Raw genomic sequence first — 24,372 nt, forward strand, 5'->3', positions numbered from 1 at the left:
TGCCCGCTGCCGTATTGCGGCGGGCACGCGTACGTCTGTGGCGCAGATCAGAACTCGGTGTGGTCCTCGGCCTGGATGACCTGGAATTCGGTATTGGAGGGGGCCATTTCGTTGAGGCGGCCGAAGTAGATGCCCTGGGCGGCCGGTTCGATGATGCCGAAGTGGATGGGGAAGGCGGTGCGCGGATTGACCGCGCGCAGGTAGTCGACCGCCTCGCTGATGCGCATCCACGGTGCGACGGCGGGCAGGGCCAGCACGCCCACGGGGACCGGCGGCACCCAGAGCGAGTCGCCGGGGTGGACCAGCTGGGCGGGGTCGTCGGGGGTGCCGAGCTGGAAGACCGTGTTGTCGATGACCGGGATCTCCGGATGGATGACCGCGTGCCGTCCACCGCCGCCGGTGATCTGCACATCCTTGACCTTCAGGACATTGCCCGCGTGCACGGCCTCCCACGGCTCGCCGCGCTGCTGGGCGGTCTGCGGGTCCGAGAGCAGTCGTGCCTGCGGGTTGGCGTCGATGAGCGCTTCGATGCGATTGGGGCAGATGTGATCGGGATGCTGATGCGTGACGGCAATGGCGTCGAGTCCGGTGATGCCCTCGAACCCGTGCGAGAAATTGCCGGGGTCGAACAGGATCTTGGCGCCGTTCAGCTCCACCAGAATGCATGAGTGTCCGAAATGGGCTATCCGCATGAGAGAAACGGTAGTCCTCGACCCGGCGGCGGGCATCCGGGTCGCGCCAACTACGCTGATCTGCGAAACCCCCGCTCGGCCGCGCTGTTGCAGAACACTGCGCCCGGGCCCGCCCCACCAGCTGAGGAGCAACGCGTGGCACGTGTCGTGGTCGAGGTGATGCCGAAGGCCGAAATCCTGGATCCGCAGGGTCAGGCCATTGTCGGTGCGCTGGGGCGCCTGGGTCACCCCGGCATCTCGGAGGTGCGGCAGGGCAAGCGATTCGAGCTGGATGTGGCCGAGGACGTGAGCGACGCCGAGCTCGAGCAGATCGCCGAATCGCTGCTCGCCAATACCGTCATCGAGGACTGGAAAGTGGTGCGGCTGTGACTGCGCGCATCGGAGTCATCACCTTTCCGGGCACCCTGGACGATGTCGACGCCGCCCGCGCGGTCAAGCTCGCCGGCGCCGAGGCCGTCAGCCTCTGGCACGGTGACGCCGACCTGAAGGGTGTCGACGCGGTCATCGTGCCCGGCGGCTTCTCCTACGGGGATTACCTGCGCACCGGCGCCATCGCCCGGTTCGCGCCGGTCATGGAGAAGGTCATCGAGGCCGCGGGCCAGGGCCTGCCGGTGCTGGGCATCTGCAACGGCTTCCAGATCCTGTGCGAGGCCGGCCTGCTGCCCGGCGTGCTGACCCGCAACGAGGGCCTGCACTTCATCTGCCGCGACCAGTGGCTGACCGTGGACAATGCGGACACCGCATGGACCTCGCGGTACGAGCCCGGCGCGCAGATCCTGGTCCCGCTCAAGTCCGGTGAGGGCCGCTACCAGGCGTCCCAGGCCACGCTCGACGAGCTCGAAGGCGAAGGCCGCGTGGTCTTCCGCTACTCGGGCGACAATCCGAACGGTTCGCAGCGCGGTATCGCGGGCATCACCTCGGCCAACGGCCGCATCGTGGGCCTCATGCCGCATCCGGAGCACGCCACCGAGGCGCTGACCGGTCCGAGCGATGACGGCCTCGGCATGTTCTTCTCGGTCCTGGACGCGCTCGTCTCGGCCTAGCTCGTATCCACGGAGCAGCCCGCAACGCCGATGGTGTTGCGGGCTGCTGCGTTTCAGGCGCAGAGGCGGTCCAGGACCTCGAACCGGACGCCGTCCGCGCGGGCAATGTAACTCGGGAACAGCAGCTGGTTGCCGTCGAAACCGAGGCTGCCCGAAGGTGTTTCGAGCACCGGCCCGTTCGCGACCGCATGGTGCAGGCGGCGGACATCCAGGGTGCCCGCCGCATGCGCCATGGCCCGGAGCGCGTGCAGCGCCTCGTATTCGGTATTGCTGAAGTTGGTGAGGGCGGGCGCGAACTCACCGTGCAGTCGCCGGTAGCGATCGAGCCGTTCCCGGTTCGCCGGACCGTTCACGAAGAAACTCGACGGCACATAGAGATTCCGGTTGGCATTGGCGCCCGCGGCGAGCAGCACATTGTCATCCACGGCCGGACTCACGCGCAGTTGCGAGTGATCACGTCCGATTCGGGCGAATTGTCGGTTAAATCGGGCAACGTCGGCGCCGACCAAGAGCACGATCACCCCATCACAACGGTCCAGTCGCGGATCGGCCAGAAAGTCGCCGAAATCCTCGGCGCCGAATGGCACGAACTTCTCCAGCGGTACGAACCGTTCCAGTGCGCCGCCGTCCTGCGCGCCCAATTCCGCCCGCACCACCTCGGCCGTACGCCGCGGCCACACATAATCATTGCCGATGATCGCCCAGCGCCGCGCCCCCAGCTCCCGCCGCAGCCAGCGCAGCGCGGGCAGCAGCTGGCGGCCCGGATCCGAGCCCACCAGGAACAGTCCGGGCGGCGCCACGGCCAATCCCTCGTGGTCGGTGGCGAAAAGGTAGGGCACCCGCCCCGCGGTCACCCGCGTCACCGCCCGCCGCACCGCGGAGGTGTGCCAGCCGGTAATCGCATGCACCATTCCGGTGGCCAGCAGCGCCGACACCTCGCGCGCCACCTCGGCCGGTTCCCGCCCGCCGTCAATGTGGGTGACACGTAATTCGCGACCGAGAATTCCTGTCCCACTGTTGATTTCTTCGGCCGCCAATGAAATGGCCGCCTCACAGGAAGGGGCGAAGATACCGCCGGGACCCTGTAGCGGAACTATGTTCAGGATCTCGATACAGTTTTCGGGGCTGCCGCGGAACGAGGTCATCGGATACCCTTCCCCTCGTTCGAGCAATTTGATGGGCGGGCTTATGGCGACAATTCTAGGTGGAATATCCACGTTGCACGGAGCGCTGCGGGCGGCGGAGCGCAGTTGGCTTCGTCACCTCGACGCCGCACTGTGTGCCAGGCGGCTGACCGCCGATCAATGGTGCATGCTGACGAACCTCTCCTGCGGTACCGGTATCACCATGAGTGAACTGGCCGTGCGCACGCAACTTCCACCGTCCTCCGCCACCCGGCACGCCGACCACCTGGCCGAGCGCGGTCTCATCTTCCGGGTCGCCGCCGCCGATGACCGCCGCCGCATCCTCATCGGGCTGAGCCGGCGCGGGGCCGAACTGGTGGACGAGGTGCGCATCGAGGAGATGCGCGCCGAGGCCGAGCTGCGCCGCCACTTCGGCGGGGACGACTACGTGGAGCTGTTGCGGCTGCTGGAGCGCGTCTCGGATCTTCCGCTGTCGCATTGATTCCGGGGCCGTACGCGGATTCCGGGGCCACACGCGCGGGCGGGCGGATAGGCCGACCGTCGGCGAAAACTGAACTGTGAATGCTTAGGATCGCAGTCATGCCAGTTGCCGAGACCACCGCGACCGCCGCCGGACTGTGCGAATTCATCGACGCCTCTCCGTCGCCGTTTCATGTATGCCGCACCGTCGCCGCCGAACTCGACGATCACGGCTTCACCCGGCTCTCGGAATCCGCGCCCTGGCCCTCGAGTAGCGCGGGGCGCTACTACGTGGTGCGCAGCGGTTCGCTGGTCGCCTGGTCCGATGGCGGCCCGGGCGCGCCCACCGGATTCCGCACCGGGCAGGCCACCCCGTTCCGCGTGGTCGGCGCGCATACCGACAGCCCGAATCTGCGGGTCAAACAGCATCCGGATACCGCGGTGGCGGGCTGGCAGATGGTCGGCCTCGAACCCTACGGCGGGGCCTGGCTCAATTCCTGGCTGGACCGCGATCTCGGGATCTCCGGGCGATTGTCGATTCGCGACGGAAATGTGGTGCGGGAGCGCCTGATTCGCATCGACGAGCCGATTCTGCGGGTGCCGCAGCTGGCCATCCACCTGTCCGAGGACCGGCGCGGGGTCACCCTGGACCCGCAGCGGCATGTGAACGCGGTGTGGGGGATCGGCGGGGAGCCGCGCTCGTTCCTGGCCTTCATCGCCGAACGCTCCGGCATCGAACCCGGTGCGGTGCTGGGCTGGGAGCTCATGACCCATGATCTGGTGCCGTCCAAGCTCATCGGCCGCGATCTGGATCTGATCAGCGCACCGCGCCTGGACAATCAGGGCACCTGCTACGCGGGATTGCGCGCCTTCCTGGCCGCCGTCGCCGAACCCGGCGCGGCCGTGCCGGTGCTGGCCATGTTCGATCACGAGGAGGTCGGCAGCCAATCCGATCGGGGCGCCCAATCCGGGCTGCTGCCCACGGTTTTGGAGCGCATCGTGCTGACCCGCGGCGGCGGGCGGGCCGAATATCTGGCGGCCATCGCCGGATCCGTCTGCGCCTCCGGTGATATGGCGCATGCGACCCACCCCAACTACCCCGACCGGCACGAGCCCATGCACCGCATCGAGGTCGGCGGCGGTCCGGTGCTGAAGGTCAATCAGAACCTGCGCTATGCCACGGATGCGGCCGGTGCGGGTGCGTTCGCGCTGGCCTGCGCGCAGGCCGGTGTACCGCTGCAGCGCTATGTGCACCGCGCCGATCTGCCCTGCGGTTCCACCATCGGCCCGATGACGGCGGCCGCCACCGGCATGCCGACCGTGGATGTGGGCGCGGCCCAGCTGGCCATGCACTCGGCCCGCGAAATGATGGGCGCCGCAGACGTTCCCGCCTACGCGGCCGCCCTGGCCGCCTTCCTCACGCCCGACGAGGCTCGGTAGCCCCTCGCATCGGGTGGTACATCAGGGCCGCGACGATGAAGGCGCCCAGCGTGAACAGCACATAGCTGCTCCCGATGATCTGCTGCCACCAGGCCCAGGCCAGTTCCCGATCGTGATCGTGCGGCAGCAACCACTGCGGGCCGATGGCGAACATGACGGTCGCCACGCCCACCGCGGTGAGGAACGCCGGATTGCGGCGACCACGGGCAATCGCATCGGCGGCCACCAGCAGCGCCGGTGCGACCCACACCCAGTGGTGCGACCAGGACACCGGCGAAACCAGCAGTACGGCACCGGCATTGACCAGTAGCGCGGCGGCGTTCGCGCCGACGGAGAACAGGCGCTTCATCCAGATCGCGGCGAGTACGACGGCCAGCACCGACAGCACCAGCCAGATGAGCGTCGCCACCGAATCGGAGAAACCCAGCCGGTAGGCGAAACCCTTCAGCGATTGATTGCCCGCGAACCAGGGCGGCCCGATGCGCCCGGTATCGGAGATGGTGTGGAACCAGTACTGCACCGAATCATGCGGGAACAGTGCGAAACCCACGATGACCGCACCGGCGGTGGAGAGCACCAGCGTGGCGGCGCCCTTCCAGTCCTTGCGCAGCAGGAAGTACAGCAGATAGCCGGCGGGCGTCAGCTTCACCGACACCGCGATGCCGATCAGCATGCCGCGCGGCCAGAACGGCTTGCGCACCAGGCAATCCAGGGCGATGGCGGCCATCAGCACCAGATTGATCTGCCCGAACCCGTAGGTCTGGCGAATCGGTTCCAGCAGCTCCAGCAGGCCCACGCCGCCGATCACCACGGCCAGCCGGGTCGCCCGCGGCAGGCTCGGCCGCAGCCGGTCCAGCACCACCCACAGCGTCACGCCCAGTGCGATGACCGAGGTCGCCAGCACCGCCCACTCGGAGATCACGAGCGGCATGATCGCCAGCGGCGCGAAGAACAGCGCGGCCAGCGGGGGATAGGTGAACGGCAGTCCGAGTCCGTAGACCGGTGGCATCGGACCGTAGAGATCCTTGTTGTCGAGCCAGGCCCGCGCACCGTTGCGGTACACCTGCAGATCGATATATCCGTGCCAGAACTTGGCGGCGTAGCTGATCCCCGCCGACACCGCGAACAGCACGACGGCGATAGCGAGCAGCTGTATCTGCTGCCGCGACAGCCTGGCGGCGTTGGGCGCGGGCGCAGGCTTCTCTGCCGGATCCGCCACCCCGGATCGTTCGTTCACCGGGACAGACTAGCTGTATCTTTGGCCTCCGCTCCGCTCCGGCGGGGTCGCGGCCCCTGGTCCCGGTTCTTCCCTCCCTCCGCTCCTCCGCTGCGCTCCCCCGCTCCACTCAGTCCAGAACCGGGACGGCCGCGACCTTGCGGCGGATGTCTTGGGGGTGTACTCCGTTCAGAGAGGACGGCCGCGACCTTCGGGTTGGTGCGGAGGGTGGTTCAGGCGGGGATTTGCCGGCACTTAGACTCTGGGGTATCTCTCGCCGACTTCCAGCTACGGGCTATCGGTACTGCACCTGCCCGGCCGAAAGGACTCTGGTATTCCCGTGACCAGCCACGTCGATACCGTCAGCAACGCCGCGGCCACCTCGGACAGCCCGCAGCCCTATAAGGAACTCGGCCTCAAGGACGACGAGTACGCCCGCATCAAGGAAATCCTGGGCCGCCGCCCCACGGATGCCGAGCTGGCCATGTACTCGGTGATGTGGTCCGAGCACTGCTCGTACAAGTCCTCGAAGGTGCACCTGCGCTACTTCGGTGAGACCACCACCGAGGAGATGCAGAAGTCGATGCTCGCCGGCATCGGTGAGAACGCCGGTGTGGTGGATATCGGCGACGGCTGGGCGGTCACCTTCAAGGTGGAGTCGCACAACCACCCCTCGTACGTGGAGCCCTATCAGGGTGCGGCCACCGGCGTCGGCGGCATCGTCCGCGACATCATGGCCATGGGAGCGCGCCCGATCGCGGTCATGGATCAGCTGCGTTTCGGTGCGGCGGATCACCCGGACACCCGGCGCGTCGTCGACGGCGTGGTGCGCGGTGTCGGCGGTTACGGCAATTCGCTCGGCCTGCCGAATGTGGGCGGCGAGACCGTCTTCGACGCGTCGTACCAGGGCAACCCGCTCGTGAACGCGCTGTGCGCGGGCGTCATGCGGGTCGAGGACCTGAAGCTGGCCTTCGCCTCCGGTGAGGGCAACAAGATCATTCTGTTCGGTGCGCGCACCGGCCTGGACGGCATCGGCGGCGTCTCGGTGCTCGCCTCCGACACCTTCTCCGGCGACGAATCCGGTTCGGGCCGTAAGAAACTCCCGAGCGTGCAGGTCGGCGACCCGTTCACCGAGAAGGTGCTCATCGAGTGCTGTCTCGAGCTGTACCACTCCGGCGTGGTCGTCGGCATCCAGGATCTCGGCGGCGCCGGTCTGTCCTGCGCCACCTCCGAGCTGGCCGCGGCCGGTTCCGGCGGTATGCACATCGACCTGGATCAGGTGCCGCTGCGCGCCGCCAATATGACTCCCGCCGAGATTCTTTCGAGCGAATCGCAGGAGCGCATGTGCGCCGTGGTCGCCCCGGAGAATGTGGATCGCTTCATGGCGATCTGCAAGAAGTGGGAGACCACCGCCACCGTCATCGGTGAGGTCACCGACGGCGAGCACCTCGAAATCACCTGGCACGGCGAGGTTGTGGTGGATGTGCCGCCGCGCACCGTCGCCCACCACGGCCCGGTGTACGAGCGCCCCGTGCAGCGCCCGGCCGACCAGGACGCCCTCAACGCGGATTCGACTGCCGCGCTGAACCGCCCGAAGTCCGGCGACGAACTGCGCGCCACCCTGCTGAAGATGATCGCCAGCCCGCAGCTGTGCTCGCGCAAGTGGATCACCGAGCAGTACGACCGCTACGTGCGCGGCAATACCGTGCTGGCCGAGCATGCCGATGCGGGCGTCATTCGCATCGACGAGGAGTCCGGCCGCGGTATCGCGCTGGCCACCGACGCCTCGGGCCGCTACACCAAGCTGGACCCGTACACCGGCGCGCAGCTGGCGCTGGCCGAGGCGTTCCGCAATGTGGCGACCACCGGCGCGACCCCGAAGGCCGTCACCAACTGCCTCAACTTCGGTTCCCCCGAGGATCCGGGCGTCATGTGGCAGTTCCAGCAGGCCGTGCGCGGTCTCGCGGACGGCTGTGTGGCGCTGGGCATTCCGGTCACCGGCGGCAATGTGTCCTTCTACAACCAGACCGGCCAGACCGCCATTCTGCCGACCCCCGTGGTCGGCGTGCTCGGCGTCATCGACGATGTGCACCGCCGCATCCCGACCGGCCTGGGCCTGGAGCCCGGCGAGACGCTCATCCTGCTCGGCGAGACCCACGACGAGCTGGACGGCTCCATCTGGGCGCAGGTCGAGCACGATCACCTCGGCGGTCTGCCGCCCAAGGTGGATTTCGCTCGTGAGCAGCTGCTTTCGGAGATCCTCACCTCCGGCAGCCGCGACGGCATGATCAGCGCCGCGCACGACCTGTCGGAGGGCGGGCTCATCCAGTCCGTCGTCGAGGCCGCGCTGGCCGGTGAAACCGGTTGCCGCATCATCGTTCCCGAGGGCGAGGACCCGTTCGTCACCCTGTTCTCCGAATCCGCCGGGCGCGTACTGGTCGCCGTCCCGCGCTCGGAGGAGACCCGCTTCACCAAGATGTGCTCCGCGCGCGATCTGCCGTGGGTGCGCATCGGCGTCGTCGACCAGGGCTCGGATTCGGTCGAGGTGCAGGGCCACTTCACCGCGACCCTGGAAGAACTCCGCACCGCCTTCGAAGGCACCCTCCCCGCCCTCTTCGGCCACTTCGAGCACTAGCAGTCGCCGTCCGCCGGGATTTGCCCCGGCGTCCTGCGGGATTCCCCCGTCATCCGGCGTGCATTTGGCCGGGATCTACAGCAACAGCGTGGATCCCGGCCAAAACCATGCCGGGATGACGGGTGGCTTGCCTGGATGACGGGCAGCCCCGTACAGCAACCACCCCGCCAGGCTCGGACCCCTCGTGTTACCGGGCCTCGGCGGGGTGTGTCCTGTGGGGGTTCGGGGGCGCGGCCCCGGCGCAGGGAGGTGGAGCCGCGAGCTCCCGGGAGTTGGGCTAACCGGCGACTTTGAACGGGTCGTGTTCTGCCATCAGCTTTTCCAGGCGGGCTTCGTCGATGCGGCTGTGCACCTTCGAGGATTCGTGTTGGTCGCGGACCACTTTCGCGAGGGTGAAGCAGCTGCTCACCAGGAAAAGGGTGGTCATCAGGAGGAATCCGCGCTGCCAGATGTCCAGGGGCAGATAGACGATGCCGATGGTGTTGGCGGAGAAGCTGATTCCGAACGCAATGGCAGCCTGGGCCAGAAAGGCGTTGGTGCTCTTGGTCTGTGCGCTGGTGGTGCTCATGCTGTGTGAGTCTGCTGACCCCGGCCGCGGCACGACCGCGTACTACTACTCGAGTGCGATGGGTAGTCTCGACACGCCGTGATCATGGTGCCGCTCACACCCGAGCATCCCCGGATTCCGCGCGCCGCCCTCCATACTTGACGGGTGTTCGACCCCGCCCAGGTTCTGACGCGGCTGCGCGCTCGTGGCGCCGCGTTGGCCCGTCGTGGCTGGGGACGCCGGATTGCGGTGGTGGCCAAGCGCGCCGAGGACATCGTCGATCTCAATCACACCGGCCTGGTGGTCGCCACCGTCTTCTTCGCCCTGTCGGTCACGCCGTCGCTGCTGCCTCGCGACTGGCTCTTCCAGGGCCTGATCTCCGGTGTCAACGCGGCGCTCGGCTACGGCGCCGGCTGTGTGCTGCAGTGGTTGTTCCGCACGTGGATTCGGCCCCGGCTGACGATCGGCAGCCCGCCCGAGTGGGTCCGCTACGTCCTGAAGGTCGCGGTGGTGCTGACCTGCGCCCTGGTGGCCGCCTACATGCTGGTGCTGTCCGCGGACTGGCAGCGCGAGATCACCGGCCTGATGGATATGGAGGGCACCACCCGCGCCGCCTACCTGCGCACGGGCGGACTCAGCGTCGCCGTCGGCGCGCTCGTGGTGGCGGTGTTCCGCACTCTGCGAGAACTGGTGCGGTTCATCGCCCGTCAGCTCAGCCGCTGGGTGCGGGTGCCACCCAAGCTGGCGCCGGCCACCGGTGTGCTGCTGCTGACGATCCTCATCGTCACGCTCTTCAACGGTGTCGCCAGCCGCGCCTTCTTCGCGGTCGCCAACTCGGCGTTCAGTGTGCGCAACAATCAGACGACCCAGTTCGCGGTGCAGCCCACCCTGCCGGAACGCTCGGGCAGCCCGCAATCACTGGCCAAATGGGAGACCCTCGGTTTCGAGGGTCGCTGGTTCGTCTCGCACGGACCCGACCCCATGCTGATCAGCGCCGTCACCGGAAAGCCCGCGCGCCAGCCCATTCGGGTGTACGTGGGCCTGCAGTCCGCGCCCCCGGCCCCCACCGAGGAGGATCTGGCCGTCGCCGAACTGCAGCGCACGGGTGCCTTCGACCGCAAGGTGCTGGTCATCACCACGACCACCGGCACCGGCTGGGTGAACTCCATGAGCGCCGCCGCGCTCGAGTACATGTACGGCGGCGACACCGCCATTCTCGCCTCGCAGTACTCGTATCTGCCCAGCGTGCTGTCCTTCCTGGCGGACCGGCAGAAGGTGGCGATCGCGGGCAGGAAGATGTTCGACGCCGTCTACCGGGCGTGGTCGGCGCGCCCGCCGAACGCCCGGCCGAAACTGCTGGTCTACGGCGAGAGCCTGGGTTCGCAGGGTTCCGAGGCGGCCTTCGACGGTCTGGCCGATCTGCGCTCCAAGGTGGATGGCGCGCTGTGGGTGGGCCCGCCCAATTCGAATCGGCTGTGGCAGCAGTTCGTCTCTCGCCGCGATCCCGGCACCCGCGAGGTGGATCCGGTCTACGCGGACGGCCTGGTGGTCCGGTTCGCCGCCACCGCACCCGATCTGGACAAACCCTCACCCGATTGGCGGCGACCCCGCATCGCCTATCTCATGCACCCTTCCGACCCCATTGTCTGGTGGTCGCCGGATCTGCTGTTCTCCCAACCGGATTGGCTCTCCGAGCCGCGCGGCTCCGACGTCTCCCCGCAGATGCGCTGGTCGCCCGTGGTGACCTTCTGGCAGGTCGCCGCCGACCTCACCAACGCGCAGGGCGTCAGCGACGGCCACGGGCACAATTACGGCTCCCTGGTGCTGGACGGCTGGGCCGCCATCGCCGCCCCGCCGGACTGGACGCCGGAACTGCGCGAGAAGATCCGCACCCAGATCGAACTGGCCGAGGAATACGAGCGGGTGATCAAGTAGCCGTGAGCGCCGCCGCCATCTCGAAAGCCGCAGCCGCAGTGGCGCTTCCACTGCTGTGGAGCAATCGCGCGCTGCCCGCGCTGCGCCTGGGCATTCGCGGCCGCACGGTCGCGAACACCGCCTTCGCGACCGGCTATGCCCTGGCGTTCCAGGGCGCTCCGCACTGGACCTCGTCCGGCGGGCGCCGCGTCGGCGCCGCCGCGGCGGGTGTGGTGCTCGCAGGTTACGGTGCGGCACTTGCCGTTCCGGCGCTCCGGCGGCACTTCGCCGAACTCGCCGACCGCGGCCCCGAGGTCTCCACGGCGGAGTGGGCGGGTGTGCACATCCCCGTCGGCACCGTCCTGAGCGAGGAACTCCTCTACCGCGCCACCCTCACTCCGCTGCTCGAAAAAACCTTCGGGAGTCGTGGAACCCTGCTGGGCGCACTGACATTCGGCCTCTCGCATATCCGGCCCGCCCGCATCGCCGGTGACCCCGTTCCCGGAACGGTCGCGGTGACGACGCTGGCGGGGCTGCTGCTGGACCGGCTCTACCGCCGCACCGCGAGCGCTACCGCCCCGGCTCTGCTGCACCTAGCCCTGAATGCCGGCGGAGCCCTGACGCCAGTGGCCGCCCGCCGCGGTGCCACAGCCATACCAGACCCGGCCGGATCAGCACCGCGAGCAGCAGTAGCAGATACGCCCACACGATCACATTGAGCACGGTGCCCACCGGCTCGAATTTGGTGGTCAACCGGCTCGGGTCCCAGGACCGCCGGATGTTCTCGCGGAACGGGTACGGAAATCCGCGCATGGTCCGCCACACCACATCGCAGCAGCGGTGCTGGGTCGCCACCTTCATGCTGGCGGCGCTCGCGCCGATGCCGCCCAGCCCGGCGAGCAGGAACACCGGAATCGGCAGCGGCCGCGTGTAGAGCAGCGCGGCATTGGCGAGGCAGAGCACGAGGGCCGCGCCCAGCATCACGCGCGTGCTGGGCGTCCGCAGATCCGAGGTGACCGTGGGGTAGATCACGAGCGCGATCAGCCATAGCACCATGGAGACCGACCAGCACGCGAGGATCAGTCCGCGATGGCGACGCGGTGCCTCGGAGTCGGTGGCCGCGATCAGCGGAAGCTGCTCCATCACACCATCATTCCCCGCTCGAAGTAGTCAACCGACCATGCTGTTCGTGGCGCCGGCCCGGCGGACCCGATCCGGGGCGGCCGTGCGCACACACGATCGCCAAGGTACCGGGCACCGGCGCGGGCCAGGTGACAGACCTCGGCGGTAGCCTCACCGGCATGGCAGGACGAGGTGCGGTGGATCCGGCGGCAGTGCGCGCGGCGCTGCTCGCGGTGCGGGAGTGGCTGCGCGACGAGACCGCTCCGGCTCCCGCGCGCGCCGAGCTGGCCGCGGCCGTCCGCGGCACCGCCCGATCGCTGGCCGCCGACGCACCGGGCGGGGCCGTCGAGGTGCGGGTGCCGCCCTTCGTCGCGGTGCAGTGCATCGAGGGATTGCGGCATACCCGGGGCACGCCGCCGAATGTCGTCGAAACCGATCCGCGCACCTGGCTGCTGCTCGCGACCGGTCTGCTGGATTTCGACGCCGCGGTCGAATCGGGCGCGCTCACGGCGTCCGGTTCGCGGGCCGCCGATGTGGCGCGCTGGTTGCCCATCGCCCAATTCTGAGGGTCGCCCAATTCTGAGGGTCTATGCGACGGCGCCGGCGGGCTTGCGATCCAAGCCCCTGCGGTCGTAGAAGCGGGTGATCACCAGGCCCAGCACGAGACCGATGGCCAGGCCGAGCGTGGACATCCACAGACCACGCGAGAGTCCGGCCGTGCCGCCGCCGTAGAAATACAGAATCGACCGCGTCCCCAGGAACACCTGGTGCATGGGTTCGAAACTCGCCAGCCAGCCGAAGTACTTCGGCGTCGCCTCGATCGGTACCGTGCCGCCCGAGGAGGGCAGCCCCAGAATGATGAAGATGATCAGATTGATGATCAGGCCGGCGGTGCCCACCGCCGCGAGCACCGAGGTGCAGGTGACCCCGACCGCGGTGATCACGAACGCGCCGTAGAGGAAAAGCAGCAGCGGCCGGTCGATCGGCATGCCCAGCGCGGACCCGATGCCGAGCAGTGCGGCCGAGACCGCGACCGCCATCACCACCACCGCCGACCACTTCAACAGCAGTGTGCGCGTGCGGGAAATCGGTGCGCGCGAATTGTGCACGTACCACGGACCCCATTCCGTCGGAATGAAGCCGAGGGCCGAATCGATGAGCTGATGGATGATCATCGCGCCGACCATGCCGGCCAGCAGCAGGAGCAGGCTGTAGAAGAACGCGGTCAGGCCCTCACCGGAACCGCCTGGCAGCGGCCGGAATTGGTCGACCACGATATTCAGCGGCTGCGCCAGCGTGATCATGGTGGCCGCCGACAGGTCCGGTGCGGGCGGGCCGCCCGGCGGAGGTGTCAGGGTCGTCTTCACCTGATCGGTCAGCTGCTGCCCGACCTGCGTGTTCACCTGCGTGAGCGCTTGCGCGCCGAACTTCTGCACGATGGTGGTGCCGAAGGCGCCGGTGCGCGGATTGGTCTGCAGAGTGATCACCGGGCGCGTGATGTCCCCGGGGACGACACTGCCCACACCGAGAATGCCGAGCCGCTTGGAGAAGTCGCTCGGAATGATGATGGTGCCGTACACCTGTGCCGACTGCATCTGCAGCTGCGCCTCGTTGATGCCGAGCACGCGCAGATCGATCTTGTCCGCGGGCACCGCCTTGCGCAGGCCGTCGGTGACCTGATCACCGAAGTTGACGTGCTTGGCCGGACCGCCCGTGCTCAGGTCGTCGCCGACGTCCTGATTCACCAGTGCGATAGGGAAATCGTGCAGGTTCTTCTCGGGATCGACGATGTAATCGAGATACATCACACCCAGCAGCGAGGCCAGCAGCGTGACCACCACAATCGGGAATGCCCACCTGAAAGGGGTCAGACGCCGAGGGGTCGTACTCGATTCCGAAGTGTCGGTGCTCGCCACGGAGGAACGCTAACAGCAAATCCCCTGCCATCAGGGTTATCCCAGCGGTGGGTTGCGCGCCGGTTACCAGTACTATGGGCCTTGCCCCCCGCCCGTCGAACAGGGAGCAAACACGGTGACCCTGCCCCCCGCTGCCACCACCCCCGATCAGCCCGAAAACGAACCCCGCGAAGAGTGTGGAGTTTTCGGTGTCTGGGCCCCGGGCGAGGATGTGGCCAAGCTCACTTACTACGGACTCTATGCGCTGCAGCATCGCGGCCAGGAGGCAGCCGGTATCGCCGTCTCCGACGGTTCCCAGGTGCTGGTATTCAAGGATCTGGGCCTGGTGAGCCAGGTCTTCGATGAACAAACTCTCGCTGCAATGCCCGGCCACGTCGCGGTCGGGCATTGTCGTTATTCCACCACCGGCTCCACGAGCTGGGAGAACGCCCAGCCCATCTTCCGGACCACCACTGTGGGTACCGGAATTGCGCTGGGCCACAATGGAAATCTCGTCAATACCGCCGAATTGGGTTCGCGTGCACGGGAACTCGGTCTGATCAGCGGCCGGCTCGCCGGTCCGATCGCGGCCACCTCCGATTCGGATGTGATCACCGCGCTGCTCGCGCACGCCGCCGCCGACAAGACCATCGAGCAGGCCGCGATGGAGTTGCTGCCCACGCTGGAGGGCGCCTTCTGCCTCACCTTCATGGACGAGCACACGCTGTACGCCGCGCGTGATCCGCACGGGGTGCGCCCGCTCTGCCTCGGTCGCCTCGATCGTGGCTGGGTGGTCGCCAGTGAAACCGCTGCCCTCGATATCGTCGGCGCCTCCTTCGTCCGGGAGATCGAGCCCGGCGAACTGCTGGCGATCGACGCCGACGGGGTGCGCTCGCTGCGCTTCGCCAACCCGACCCCCAAGGGCTGCGTCTTCGAATTCGTGTACCTGGCCCGCCCGGACAGCACCATCTCCGGTCGCTCGGTGCATGCGACCCGCGTCGATATCGGCCGCCGCCTGGCCATCGAACATCCCGTCGAGGGCGATCTGGTCATTCCGGTCCCCGAATCGGGCACCCCGGCCGCCGTCGGTTACGCCCAGGGTTCGGGTGTGCCGTACGGGCAGGGCCTGATGAAGAACGCCTATGTGGGCCGCACCTTCATCCAGCCCAGCCAGACCATTCGCCAGCTCGGCATCCGGCTCAAGCTGAATCCGCTGCGCGAGGTGATCCGCGGTAAGCGGCTCATCGTGGTGGACGATTCCATCGTGCGCGGCAATACCCAGCGTGCGCTGATCCGGATGCTGCGGGAGGCGGGCGCGCTGGAGATCCACGTCCGCATCGCCTCGCCGCCGGTCAAGTGGCCGTGCTTCTACGGCATCGACTTCGCCTCGCGCGCGGAGTTGGTCGCCAACGGGGCCGGGCCGGACGGCATCGAGGGCACCAGCATCGCCGATATGGTGGAGGGTGTGCGCCGGTCCATCGGCGCCGACACCCTCGGCTACATCTCGCTGGAGAGCATGGTCGCCGCCACCGAACAGCCGCGCTCCCGACTGTGCTGCGCCTGCTTCGACGGCGAGTACCCGATCGCGCTGCCGACCGAGATGGCGCTGGGCAAGAACGTGCTGGAAAGCGTCCTCAGTGGCGCCAAGGAGTCGGACCTGTTGGCCGACAATGCGAATGCGAGCGCGCTCAGCCGCCCGTAGATCCGTCTCGATCCGTGCCCGTCCGCATCCTGCGGGCGGGCACGGGTCGTTTTCGGGGGACTGCGCCCTCCATTTCGGGGCTGTGTCCATCGCCGCAGGTAGACGAGGGTGTACCGAAATCCCTTGGCGCAGTTACGCCATCGGCGTCGTCGTGCATGTGACATAAAAATGATCGGTTTGTCCGGAAACGCAACACAGCGGTTATAACCAGCCGATACTGTGCCCAGCCAAACGAAGTCCACCGCGATGCGGCGGGGCCGCGACCCGGCCCGTGCGTCGCGCGTTTCGAGAGTGGGGCAGTATGCGCGGGAAAAGAGTTGCGGCAGTAGGGGTTGCGGGACTCACGGTGCTGGCCATCGCCGGCTGCGGGTCGGGAAAGACCGGGGACGGCGGTGGCGGGGGAGCGGGCCTCGTGGTCGGCACCACCGATAAGGTCACCTCGCTGGACCCGGCCATGGCCTACGACAACGGGTCACTGCTGGCCGAGACCCAGGTGTACCAGTTCCTGCTGAATTTCCCCGCGGGAGAAGCGGCGCCGAAACCCGACGCGGCCGACAAATGCGAATTCACCACACCGACCGTCTACACCTGCACGCTCAAGCCGGGTCTGAAGTTCGCCAATGGCGATCCGCTCACCGCGAAGAGCGTGAAGTTCTCCTTCGACCGCATGGTGGGCATCAAGAACCCGCAGGGGCCGTCCGCGCTGCTGGTCGGACTGGACCACACCGACGCCCCGGACGACAAGACCGTCGCCTTCACGCTGAAGAACGCCAATGATCAGACCTTCCCGGCGATTCTGCCGACGCAGGCCGCGGCCATCGTCGACGAGAAGGTCTTCCCCGCCGACAAGGTGCTCGCCGACGAGGACATCGTGAAGGCCAAACCCTTCTCCGGTCCGTACACGATTGCCAGCTACGACAAGAACAAACTGGTCTCCTACCAGTCCAATCCGGATTACAACGGGCTGTTCGGCAAACCGAAGACCGATACCGTGACGGTGAAGTACTACGCCGAGGCCGCCAATCTGAAACTCGATGTGCAGCAGGGCAATGTGGATGTGGCCTGGCATACGCTCACGCCCACCGATATCGATTCCCTGCGCAATAGCGACAAGGTGACGGTGCATCAGTCGCCCGGCGGCGACACCCGCTACATCGTGTTCAATCTCAATACCCAGCCCGGCGGCACTCCCGCGCAGAAGCTGGCCGTGCGCAAGGCCGTCGCCACGTCCGTCGACCGCGACGCGCTGTCCGCCGATGTCTTCAAGGGCACCTGGACGCCGCTGTATTCGCCGGTGCCGCAGGGGCTTCCGGGCGCGACCGAGGCATTCAAGGATATCTACGGCGCCAAGCCGAACAAGGACGCCGCCACCAAACTCCTGGCCGATGCCGGAGTGGCCACGCCGGTGACGCTGAACATCCAGTACAACACCGACCATTACGGCTCCACCAGCTCCGAGGAATACGCGGCCATCAAGAGCCAGCTGGAGTCGACCGGGCTGTTCAAGGTGAATCTGCAGTCCACCGAATGGGTTTCGTACCAGAAGGCGCGCTCCACCGACGGATACCCGATCTTCCAGTTCGGCTGGTTCCCGGACTTCCCGGATGCCGACGACTACCTGACCCCGTTCTTCACCGCGGACAACTTCCTGCAGAACCACTTCACCGATCCCAAGATCACCGATGAGCTGAAAGCCGAAGTGACCGAGGCCGATCCGGCCAAGCGGGCGGCGGTGCTCGCGAGCATTCAGCACGATCTGATGGCCGATTTCATGCCCATCGTGCCGCTGCTCACCGGTAATCAGATCGCGGTCGCGGGCAAGAGTGTGCAGGGGGTGGACAAGACGCTCGACCCATCCTCCAAGTTCCGCTTCGGTGTGCTGAGCAAGTGATCTCCGCGCGCCTGCTGCGCTACCTCGGGGTGCGATTGCTGCTGATCGTGCCCACCGCCTGGATTCTGGTGACCGTCGTGTTCTTCCTGATGCGGGTGGTGGGCGATCCGATCACGGCGGCGCTGGGTGGTCGGCTGCCACCCGACCAGCTCGCCCAGCGCAAGCACGATGCGGGCCTGGATCGGCCGATCCTGAGCCAGTACTGGGACTACATCTCGGGCCTGGCACGCGGGGATTTCGGCCGCTCCCAGGACAATCGGGCCGTCAGCGACATCATCACCACCTACGGGGCCGCCACCCTGGAGCTGGTGTTCTGGTCGCTGCTGGTGGCCTTCGCCATCGGCGTGCCGCTGGGCCGGTACGCGGCCACCCGCCGCGACAGCGCCGCCGACGCGGGACTGCGACTGTTCGCCATCCTGGCCTACGCCGCACCGGTGTTCTTCGTGGGATTGCTGCTGAAACTGCTGTTCTCGGTGAAACTGGGCTGGCTGCCGGTGTCCGGACGGGCCAGCACCAATGTGGAACTGGCGCTGCAGCATGTCTCGCCGAAGACGAACATCCTGTTCGTAGACGCAATCCTGTACGGGGACATGGGATATCTCGGCGATGTGCTGAAACACACCGTGCTCCCGGCCTTTTCGCTCGGACTGCTCACGGCGGGCGTCTTTCTGCGGCTGGTGCGGATCAACCTGATCCAGACCCTGCGCAGTGATTATGTGGACGCCGCCCGCGCCCGCGGCCTGTCCGCCCGGGTGGTGACGCGCCGGCACGCCTTCCGCAATGCGCTGATTCCCATTGTCACCGTCATGGGCATGTACATCGCCACCATGCTCGGCGGTGCGGTGCTCACCGAGCGGACCTTCGAATGGAAGGGGCTCGGGTATCAGCTCACCGAACTGCTCACGGCCCGCGATTTCATTGCGGTGCAGGGGATTGTCGCCTTCATCGCACTGGTCGTCGCGGTCATGAGTTTCGTCATGGACGTGATCGTCGCCTTGATCGACCCGAGGGTGAGGTTCTGATGACAGCACCTGAAGTAGTGACCGAACCGGCAGTCGCGCCGCTCGCAGTGAGGGGCAAGCGGCGCGGCCTGCCGGGGGTTCGGCTACTGGCCATGACACACGGATTACAGAGGGTCACACTGCTTTTCGGGCTCTTCCTGATCGCGGTATTCCTGATCTGCGCGGTGTTCGCTCCGCTCATCGCGCCGTACGGATTCGCCCAGAACCATGCCGACGGTGTGGATTTCGTGCGGCAGCAGGCGCCGTCCGCCCAGCACTGGTTCGGCACCTCGGTGCGCGGCGAGGACGTGTTCTCCCGTGTGGTCTACGGGGCCCGCACCGCGCTCTACGTGATCGCGGTATCGCTGCTGCTGTCGCTGCTGACCGGTGTCCCACTGGGTTTGGTGTCCGGCTATGCCGGTCGCTGGCTGGACCGGGTGCTGGTGCTGTTCATGGACGCCATGTACGGATTCCCGACGCTGCTGCTCGCCATCGTGGTGTCGATCGTGGTGGCGGGCGGCAGCTCCAGCAAACTCGGCGGCGTGCTGTCCGCGGCGGTGGCCATCACCGTCATCTTCATACCGCAGTACTTCCGGGTGGTGCGCAATGCGACGGTGGCGGTGAAGAACGAGCCGTATGTGGACGCGGCGCGGGTGAGCGGGGCCTCCACCACGCGAATCCTGTTCCGGCACATTCTCGCCAATGTCACCCAGTCGCTGCCGGTGATCATCACGCTCAATGGCGCGGAGGCCATTCTCACCCTGGCCGGGCTCGGCTTCCTCGGCTTCGGCATCGAGCCGACCCAGGCGGCGGAGTGGGGTTTCGATCTCAACAAGGCGCTTTCCGATGTGCCCGACGGCATCTGGTGGACCGGCGTCTTCCCGGGCGCGGCCATTGTCACCGTGGTGCTGGGCATGACCCTGGTGGGGGAGAGCCTCAACGAAGTATTCAACCCGCTGCTGCGCACCCGGCGCGGCGTGGAGGCCGGCGATATCGCGGCGGACGCCGACACCGATATCGCATCCGACACCGAGGAGGCGACCGATGCCGGGTGAAGCCGAGAACCGCGAAACAGGCGGGCCCGCACTGTCTGTCGATGCCCTGTCGGTCACCTTCGCCACCGATGCCGGACCCGTGTTCGCGGTCAGCGAGGTCTCCTACGAGGTGTTCCCGGGCGAGGTGCTCGCCGTGGTCGGCGAATCCGGCTCCGGCAAATCGGTGAGCTCCCGCACCGCCATGGGCCTGCTGCCCGCCACCGCGCGGGTGCGGGGCCACGTCACCCTGGGCAGCGCCGAGATCACCGCCATGACCGAACGGCAGCTGACCGCGGTGCGCGGCGGTGATATCGCCATGATCTTCCAGGAACCCGGTTCGGCCCTGGACGCCCTCTTCACCGTCGGCTACCAGATCATGGAAGCCCTTCGCGCACACCGGCGCATGACCCGGATCGCCGCTCGCACCCGCGCCACCGATCTGCTGCGCCTGGTCGGCCTGCCCGATCCGGAACGCCGGGTCGACTACTACCCGCATCAACTCTCCGGCGGGCAGAAGCAGCGCGTCATGATCGCCATCGCCATCGCCTGCGAACCCAAGGTGATCATCGCCGATGAGCCGACCACCGCCCTCGATGTGACGGTGCAGGCCGAAATCCTGGAACTGCTGCGGGATCTGCGCGATCGCATCGGCAGCGCCATCGTTCTCATCACGCACAATATGGGCGTCGTCGCCGACCTCGCCGATCGCGTAGTCGTCATGCGCGCCGGGCGTGTTGTCGAAACAGCCACGGTGGACGACCTTTTCGCGCACCCCGCGCACGAGTACACCCGGGCGCTGCTCGCGGCCGTCCCGCACCTCGGGGCATCGACCCGGCCGGACGTGATCGAGCGCGCGACCACCGTCCCCGCGCCGGAAGCCGTTCTCGAGATCAGCGATCTGCGTGTCGAGTTCCCGAGTGGCCTGGGGCGGCCCGCATTTCAGGCGGTGCGCGGTGTGAGCCTCACCCTCGCCCCCGGCGAAACCCTCGGCCTGGTCGGGGAATCCGGGTCCGGCAAATCGACCATCGGCCGCTGCGTCGCCGGATTGCAGCGCGCCTCAGCGGGATCGGTGCGCGTTCTCGGCTCCGAACTGACCGGACTGTCGGAGCGCCGCCTGCGTCCCCTGCGCCGCAGATTGGGATTCGTCTTCCAGGATCCGGCAACCTCCCTGAATCCCCGCCTCACTGTCGGCGACTGCGTGGCCGAACCCCTGATCGTTCACCGCGCCGCCAAGGGCGCCGCCCTGCGCGACCGGGTCCGCCAACTCCTCGACGACGTCCAGCTCCCCGCCGACACCGCCGAGCGCTACCCGCACGAATTGTCCGGCGGCCAGCGTCAGCGCGTCAGCCTCGCCCGGGCCCTGGTCCTCAACCCCGACCTACTCATCGCCGACGAACCCACCAGCGCCCTCGACGTCTCCGTCCAAGCCACCGTCCTGGCCCTCTTCGCCGACCTGCAACGCGAACACGGCTGGGCCTGCCTCTTCATCAGCCACGACCTCGCCGTCGTAGACCAACTGGCCGACCGCATAGCCGTCCTCAACAACGGCGAGATCGTCGAACAGGGCAATCGCGACCACATCCTCCGCCACCCCGCCCACGACTACACCCGCCGTCTGGTCGCCGCGGTCCCCGTCCCGGACCCGGTGGAACAGCGCCGCCGTCGTGAGGAAAGACGACAGCTGATCTCGTAATGGTGGCGGTGCGCCAAGTACCCGGCGAGGCTGGGGAGCGGGTCAGCTAGGCTTAACGTGCATCTATCCACCCCGATTCGGCTTGGAGCTCTCCCCGACAATGACTGAACAGACACCCAGTGGCGCCGGTGCTTCCTACGCGGCGGCCGGAGTGGATATCGAAGCCGGCGACCGCGCAGTAGCACTGTTCGCACCGCTGGCCAAGAAGGCCAGCCGGCCCGAGGTTCAGGGTGGACTCGGCGGTTTCGCCGGACTGTTCGCGCTGAAGGGTGGATACAAGGAGCCGCTGCTGGCTGCCTCCACCGACGGCGTCGGCACCAAGATCGCGATCGCCCAGGCCATGGACAAGCACGACACCGTCGGCCTGGATCTGGTCGCCATGGTCGTCGACGATCTGGTGGTGTGTGGCGCGGAACCGCTGTTCCTGCAGGACTACATCGCCGTCGGCAAGGTCGTCCCGGAGCGCGTCGCCCAGATCGTCTCCGGCATTGCCGAAGGCTGCATCCTGGCCGGCTGCGCCCTGCTCGGTGGTGAGACCGCGGAACACCCGGGCCTGATGGGCGCCGATGATTACGACATCTCCGGCACCGGCGTCGGTGTGGTGGAAGCCGATGCGGTACTCGGCCCCGACCGCGTGCGCCCCGGCGACGTCATTATCGGCATGGGCTCGTCGGGCCTGCACTCCAACGGCTACAGCCTGGCCCGCAAGGTGCTGCTGGATATCGACCGCATGCAGCTGTCGGGGCATGTCGAGGAGTTCGGCCGCACCCTCGGCGAGGAGCTGCTCGAGCCGACCAAGATCTACGCCAAGGACTGCCTGGCCCTGATCGCCGAGACCGATGTGCGGACCTTCTCGCACGTCACCGGCGGCGGCCTGGCCAACAACCTGGCCCGCGTGCTCCCGGCCGGTCTGGTGGCCGAGCTGGACCGCGGCACCTGGAGCCCGGCCCCGGTCTTCAAGCTGATCGCGCAGCGCGGCCGCGTCGAGCGCGACGAGATGGAGAAGACCTTCAATATGGGCGTCGGCATGGTCGCCATCGTGGCGCCCGAGGATGCCGATCGCGCGCTCGCGGTGCTCACCGCCCGCCATATCGACTGCTGGACGCTGGGCACGGTCAAGAAGGCCAAGGACGCCGACGCCCCGCGCGCCGTGCTGCTGGGCGATCACCCGCGCTTCTGAGCCGGCGACAGCCCGAGCTAACCGACAGCGACGGCCCCGGTCACTCCTAGGAGTGACCGGGGCCGAGCTTTATGTCTGGAATGCCCGATGTCATTGCAGCCCCGCCACTTTCGGGACCGCCGAGGCCGGAACGGCGACAGCACGCAATTCCGGTGTGCGAGTACAGAACACACATCGACGTCCCGTCCATGCGGACGGGACGCTTTGATCAGCAATCCTTCAGATATACCGTCGGAGCCTCGGTGACATCGCAGTGCCGAAGAGGGAGACCACTACGGCCTCCCCTTGGTACGTCGATCAATCCGAGTCAGCGGCGCCAGTCGTCGTAGTCGTCTTCGTCCCAGCTCGACTGCGAGTCCTTCGCGTCGTGCTCGTCGGAAAGCACACCGCTTCGCGGCAAGTCGGAGGGACTCCCCGACAGCTCACTCCCCGACAGCTCGCGCTGAAGGTTCTTGAAGTCGGTGGGCGCTGAGCTGTACTTGAGCTCGCGCGCCACCTTGGTCTGCTTTGCCTTAGCCCGGCCACGGCCCATGGCTGACCCCCTCGCGTCACTGCGGGGCGGCCTGGGGTGGTTTGGCGGCCCCGTTCGAATTAATAATCTTCCTGACAGACACTTTAGCGTGTGTCAGGCGGTCTCGCTTCCAGGAGTGGGGCAGAAACCATGGAAGTGCCCCCCGGCGCCGCCGCGAAGGCCGGCCCGGGGCCGCACGGGACCGGGGTGCGAATGGACCGGGCGGGGTTACAGCACCCCCGGAACAGCCCGGATGATGCCGACCCGGGCACCACCGCCGAGCACCGCCGGCGCTGCCAGTTCCGCGTGCTCGCCGGACCATTCGATACCCATACGCTGCAACAGCGCGAGGGTCAGCGGCAGCCGGGCGCGATCCGCGCCGTCATCGATCTTGTAGGCGAAGGCGCTGCCGTCGGGCAGCGCACCCGCGTGCACGCCGTCCGCGCCGATCTTGCAGACCAGTCCGGGCGTTGCCGTCATCACCCGGAAATCCGGTCCGTCCGTGCCGGAAATCACTCGCGGATACGCGCGAATCGCGTCCGCGGTCCGGCGTTCCGGACTACCTTCGGGGGCCGTCGCGAGGGTGGCGTAGGCGCGGGCCAGATTCACCAGGGAGACCGGGACGATCGGCAGACCGCAGCCGTCGATGCCGAGATCGGTCTCCGGCTCACCGGTCACCTCGGTGATCGTCTGCACCACCGCCTGCTGCAGCGGATGCCCGATATCCAGATAGCCGGTGGTCGGCCAATCGTTGATCTTGCAGGTGGCGAGCATGGCGGCATGCTTGCCGGAGCAGTTCATGAAGATCCGCCGGGCCGCCCTGCCGCGATCGGAGCCCGCGAGGACCCGTGCGCGCGCCTGATCCTCGAACGGCAGATCGGGCGGGCACTCCAGCTGATCCTCGGTGAAACCGAAGCGATCCAGCAGCCGCTGCACCAGCTCCACGTGATCGGGCTCGCCGAAATGCGAGGCGGTCGTAATGGCCAGTTCGGCATCGTCGAACGGCTCGAAACCATTGCGCAGCAGGGTGAGCGCCTGCATCGGCTTATTGGTGGAGCGCGGGAAGATCGGCAGGTGCACCTCACCGACCGAGACCAGCGGCTCACCGCCGGGGCGCAGCACAACCGCGGAACCGCGATGCACGCACTCCCGGAAACCGGAGCGCACCACCTCGACCAGATCTGTGCTCATTTTGCCTCCGCTCCGCTCCGGCTGTTCGAGGCCCTGCAAGCTCGGTTCTTCACTCCTACAC

Annotated in this window: 21 protein-coding genes; 14 read left to right on the plus strand and 7 right to left on the minus strand. The window is 67.4% G+C overall.

Going from position 1 to position 24,372, the window contains the following annotated elements:
- Nucleotides 1-47 precede the first annotated feature (47 nt).
- Nucleotides 48-692: an MBL fold metallo-hydrolase gene (locus OG326_RS05215; RefSeq protein ID WP_327143474.1), complete on the minus strand. Its 645-nt coding sequence runs from the start codon at nt 690-692 to the stop codon at nt 48-50.
- A gap of 135 nt (nt 693-827) precedes the next feature.
- On the opposite strand from OG326_RS05215, the gene purS reads away from it, so the two are divergent.
- Together purS and purQ are read left to right on the plus strand one after the other, a co-directional pair.
- Nucleotides 828-1,061: a phosphoribosylformylglycinamidine synthase subunit PurS gene (gene purS / locus OG326_RS05220; protein WP_327143475.1), complete on the plus strand. Its 234-nt coding sequence runs from the start codon at nt 828-830 to the stop codon at nt 1,059-1,061.
- Nucleotides 1,058-1,735, plus strand: coding sequence for a phosphoribosylformylglycinamidine synthase subunit PurQ (purQ, locus tag OG326_RS05225; protein ID WP_327143476.1), 678 nt, complete (start codon nt 1,058-1,060; stop codon nt 1,733-1,735). The genes purS and purQ overlap by 4 nt, the downstream gene beginning before the upstream one ends.
- Nucleotides 1,736-1,788: 53 nt before the next feature.
- On the opposite strand, the gene OG326_RS05230 is transcribed toward purQ, so the two are convergent.
- Nucleotides 1,789-2,880: a substrate-binding domain-containing protein gene (locus OG326_RS05230; RefSeq protein ID WP_327143477.1), complete on the minus strand. Its 1,092-nt coding sequence runs from the start codon at nt 2,878-2,880 to the stop codon at nt 1,789-1,791.
- A gap of 43 nt (nt 2,881-2,923) precedes the next feature.
- Between OG326_RS05230 and OG326_RS05235 the strand changes: the two genes are divergently transcribed.
- Nucleotides 2,924-3,361, plus strand: a complete 438-nt coding sequence (locus OG326_RS05235; protein ID WP_327143478.1) for a MarR family winged helix-turn-helix transcriptional regulator — start codon at nt 2,924-2,926, stop codon at nt 3,359-3,361.
- Between the two features lie 98 nt (nt 3,362-3,459).
- Nucleotides 3,460-4,779 carry a M18 family aminopeptidase gene (locus OG326_RS05240; RefSeq protein ID WP_327143479.1) on the plus strand — a complete coding sequence of 440 codons (1,320 nt, stop codon included), beginning with the start codon at nt 3,460-3,462 and terminating at the stop codon, nt 4,777-4,779.
- Here OG326_RS05240 and OG326_RS05245 read toward each other — a convergent pair.
- Nucleotides 4,757-6,016 (minus strand): glycosyltransferase 87 family protein, encoded by a 1,260-nt coding sequence (locus tag OG326_RS05245; protein ID WP_327143480.1) that lies wholly within the window; start codon nt 6,014-6,016, stop codon nt 4,757-4,759. The genes OG326_RS05240 and OG326_RS05245 overlap by 23 nt on opposite strands.
- 319 nt (nt 6,017-6,335) lie before the next feature.
- Between OG326_RS05245 and purL the strand changes: the two genes are divergently transcribed.
- A complete protein-coding gene (gene purL / locus OG326_RS05250; protein WP_327143481.1) occupies nt 6,336-8,630 on the plus strand; it encodes a phosphoribosylformylglycinamidine synthase subunit PurL in 2,295 nt (764 codons plus the stop codon).
- 277 nt (nt 8,631-8,907) lie between these two features.
- Here the strand turns inward: purL and OG326_RS05255 are convergent, their stop codons facing one another.
- Entirely contained in the window at nt 8,908-9,198 is a 291-nt protein-coding gene (locus OG326_RS05255) for a YiaA/YiaB family inner membrane protein (protein WP_297623328.1), read from the minus strand.
- 144 nt (nt 9,199-9,342) lie between these two features.
- Here OG326_RS05255 and OG326_RS05260 point away from each other — a divergent pair, with 144 nt between their 5' ends.
- The 3 genes from OG326_RS05260 to OG326_RS05270 all read left to right on the plus strand — a co-directional run bounded on the left by OG326_RS05260 (nt 9,343) and on the right by OG326_RS05270 (nt 12,779).
- Nucleotides 9,343-11,112, plus strand: a complete 1,770-nt coding sequence (locus tag OG326_RS05260; RefSeq protein WP_327143482.1) for an alpha/beta hydrolase — start codon at nt 9,343-9,345, stop codon at nt 11,110-11,112.
- A 2-nt stretch (nt 11,113-11,114) separates the two neighbouring features.
- Entirely contained in the window at nt 11,115-11,810 is a 696-nt protein-coding gene (locus OG326_RS05265) for a CPBP family intramembrane glutamic endopeptidase (RefSeq protein WP_327143483.1), read from the plus strand.
- A gap of 582 nt (nt 11,811-12,392) precedes the next feature.
- Nucleotides 12,393-12,779 carry a sterol carrier family protein gene (locus tag OG326_RS05270; RefSeq protein WP_327143484.1) on the plus strand — a complete coding sequence of 129 codons (387 nt, stop codon included), beginning with the start codon at nt 12,393-12,395 and terminating at the stop codon, nt 12,777-12,779.
- Nucleotides 12,780-12,800: 21 nt separating this feature from the next.
- Here OG326_RS05270 and OG326_RS05275 read toward each other — a convergent pair whose 3' ends face one another.
- Nucleotides 12,801-14,129: a YhgE/Pip domain-containing protein gene (locus OG326_RS05275; RefSeq protein WP_327143485.1), complete on the minus strand. Its 1,329-nt coding sequence runs from the start codon at nt 14,127-14,129 to the stop codon at nt 12,801-12,803.
- 115 nt (nt 14,130-14,244) lie between these two features.
- Between OG326_RS05275 and purF the strand changes: the two genes are divergently transcribed.
- From purF to purM, 6 genes are all read left to right on the plus strand, one after another.
- Nucleotides 14,245-15,810 (plus strand): amidophosphoribosyltransferase, encoded by a 1,566-nt coding sequence (gene purF / locus OG326_RS05280; protein WP_327143486.1) that lies wholly within the window; start codon nt 14,245-14,247, stop codon nt 15,808-15,810.
- A 301-nt stretch (nt 15,811-16,111) separates the two neighbouring features.
- Complete coding sequence (locus OG326_RS05285) at nt 16,112-17,701, plus strand: ABC transporter substrate-binding protein (protein WP_327143487.1); 1,590 nt, start codon at nt 16,112-16,114, stop codon at nt 17,699-17,701.
- Nucleotides 17,701-18,723, plus strand: coding sequence for an ABC transporter permease (locus tag OG326_RS05290; protein ID WP_327146384.1), 1,023 nt, complete (start codon nt 17,701-17,703; stop codon nt 18,721-18,723). The genes OG326_RS05285 and OG326_RS05290 overlap by 1 nt, the downstream gene beginning before the upstream one ends.
- Before the next feature lie 92 nt (nt 18,724-18,815).
- A complete protein-coding gene (locus OG326_RS05295; RefSeq protein ID WP_442791009.1) occupies nt 18,816-19,757 on the plus strand; it encodes an ABC transporter permease in 942 nt (313 codons plus the stop codon).
- On the plus strand, nt 19,747-21,429 hold the full coding sequence (locus OG326_RS05300; protein WP_327143489.1) for an ABC transporter ATP-binding protein: 1,683 nt from the start codon (nt 19,747-19,749) through the stop codon (nt 21,427-21,429). The genes OG326_RS05295 and OG326_RS05300 overlap by 11 nt, the downstream gene beginning before the upstream one ends.
- A gap of 100 nt (nt 21,430-21,529) precedes the next feature.
- A complete protein-coding gene (gene purM / locus OG326_RS05305) occupies nt 21,530-22,609 on the plus strand; it encodes a phosphoribosylformylglycinamidine cyclo-ligase (protein WP_327143490.1) in 1,080 nt (359 codons plus the stop codon).
- 307 nt (nt 22,610-22,916) lie between these two features.
- On the opposite strand, the gene OG326_RS05310 is transcribed toward purM, so the two are convergent.
- The gene (locus OG326_RS05310; protein ID WP_327143491.1) at nt 22,917-23,141 is read right to left on the minus strand and encodes a DUF3073 domain-containing protein; all 225 of its coding nucleotides are present in this window, start codon (nt 23,139-23,141) and stop codon (nt 22,917-22,919) included.
- 207 nt (nt 23,142-23,348) lie between these two features.
- Nucleotides 23,349-24,311 (minus strand): asparaginase, encoded by a 963-nt coding sequence (locus tag OG326_RS05315; RefSeq protein ID WP_327143492.1) that lies wholly within the window; start codon nt 24,309-24,311, stop codon nt 23,349-23,351.
- Nucleotides 24,312-24,372 lie beyond the last annotated feature (61 nt).

Source organism: Nocardia sp. NBC_01327 (genome assembly GCF_035958815.1).
GTDB lineage: Bacteria > Actinomycetota > Actinomycetes > Mycobacteriales > Mycobacteriaceae > Nocardia.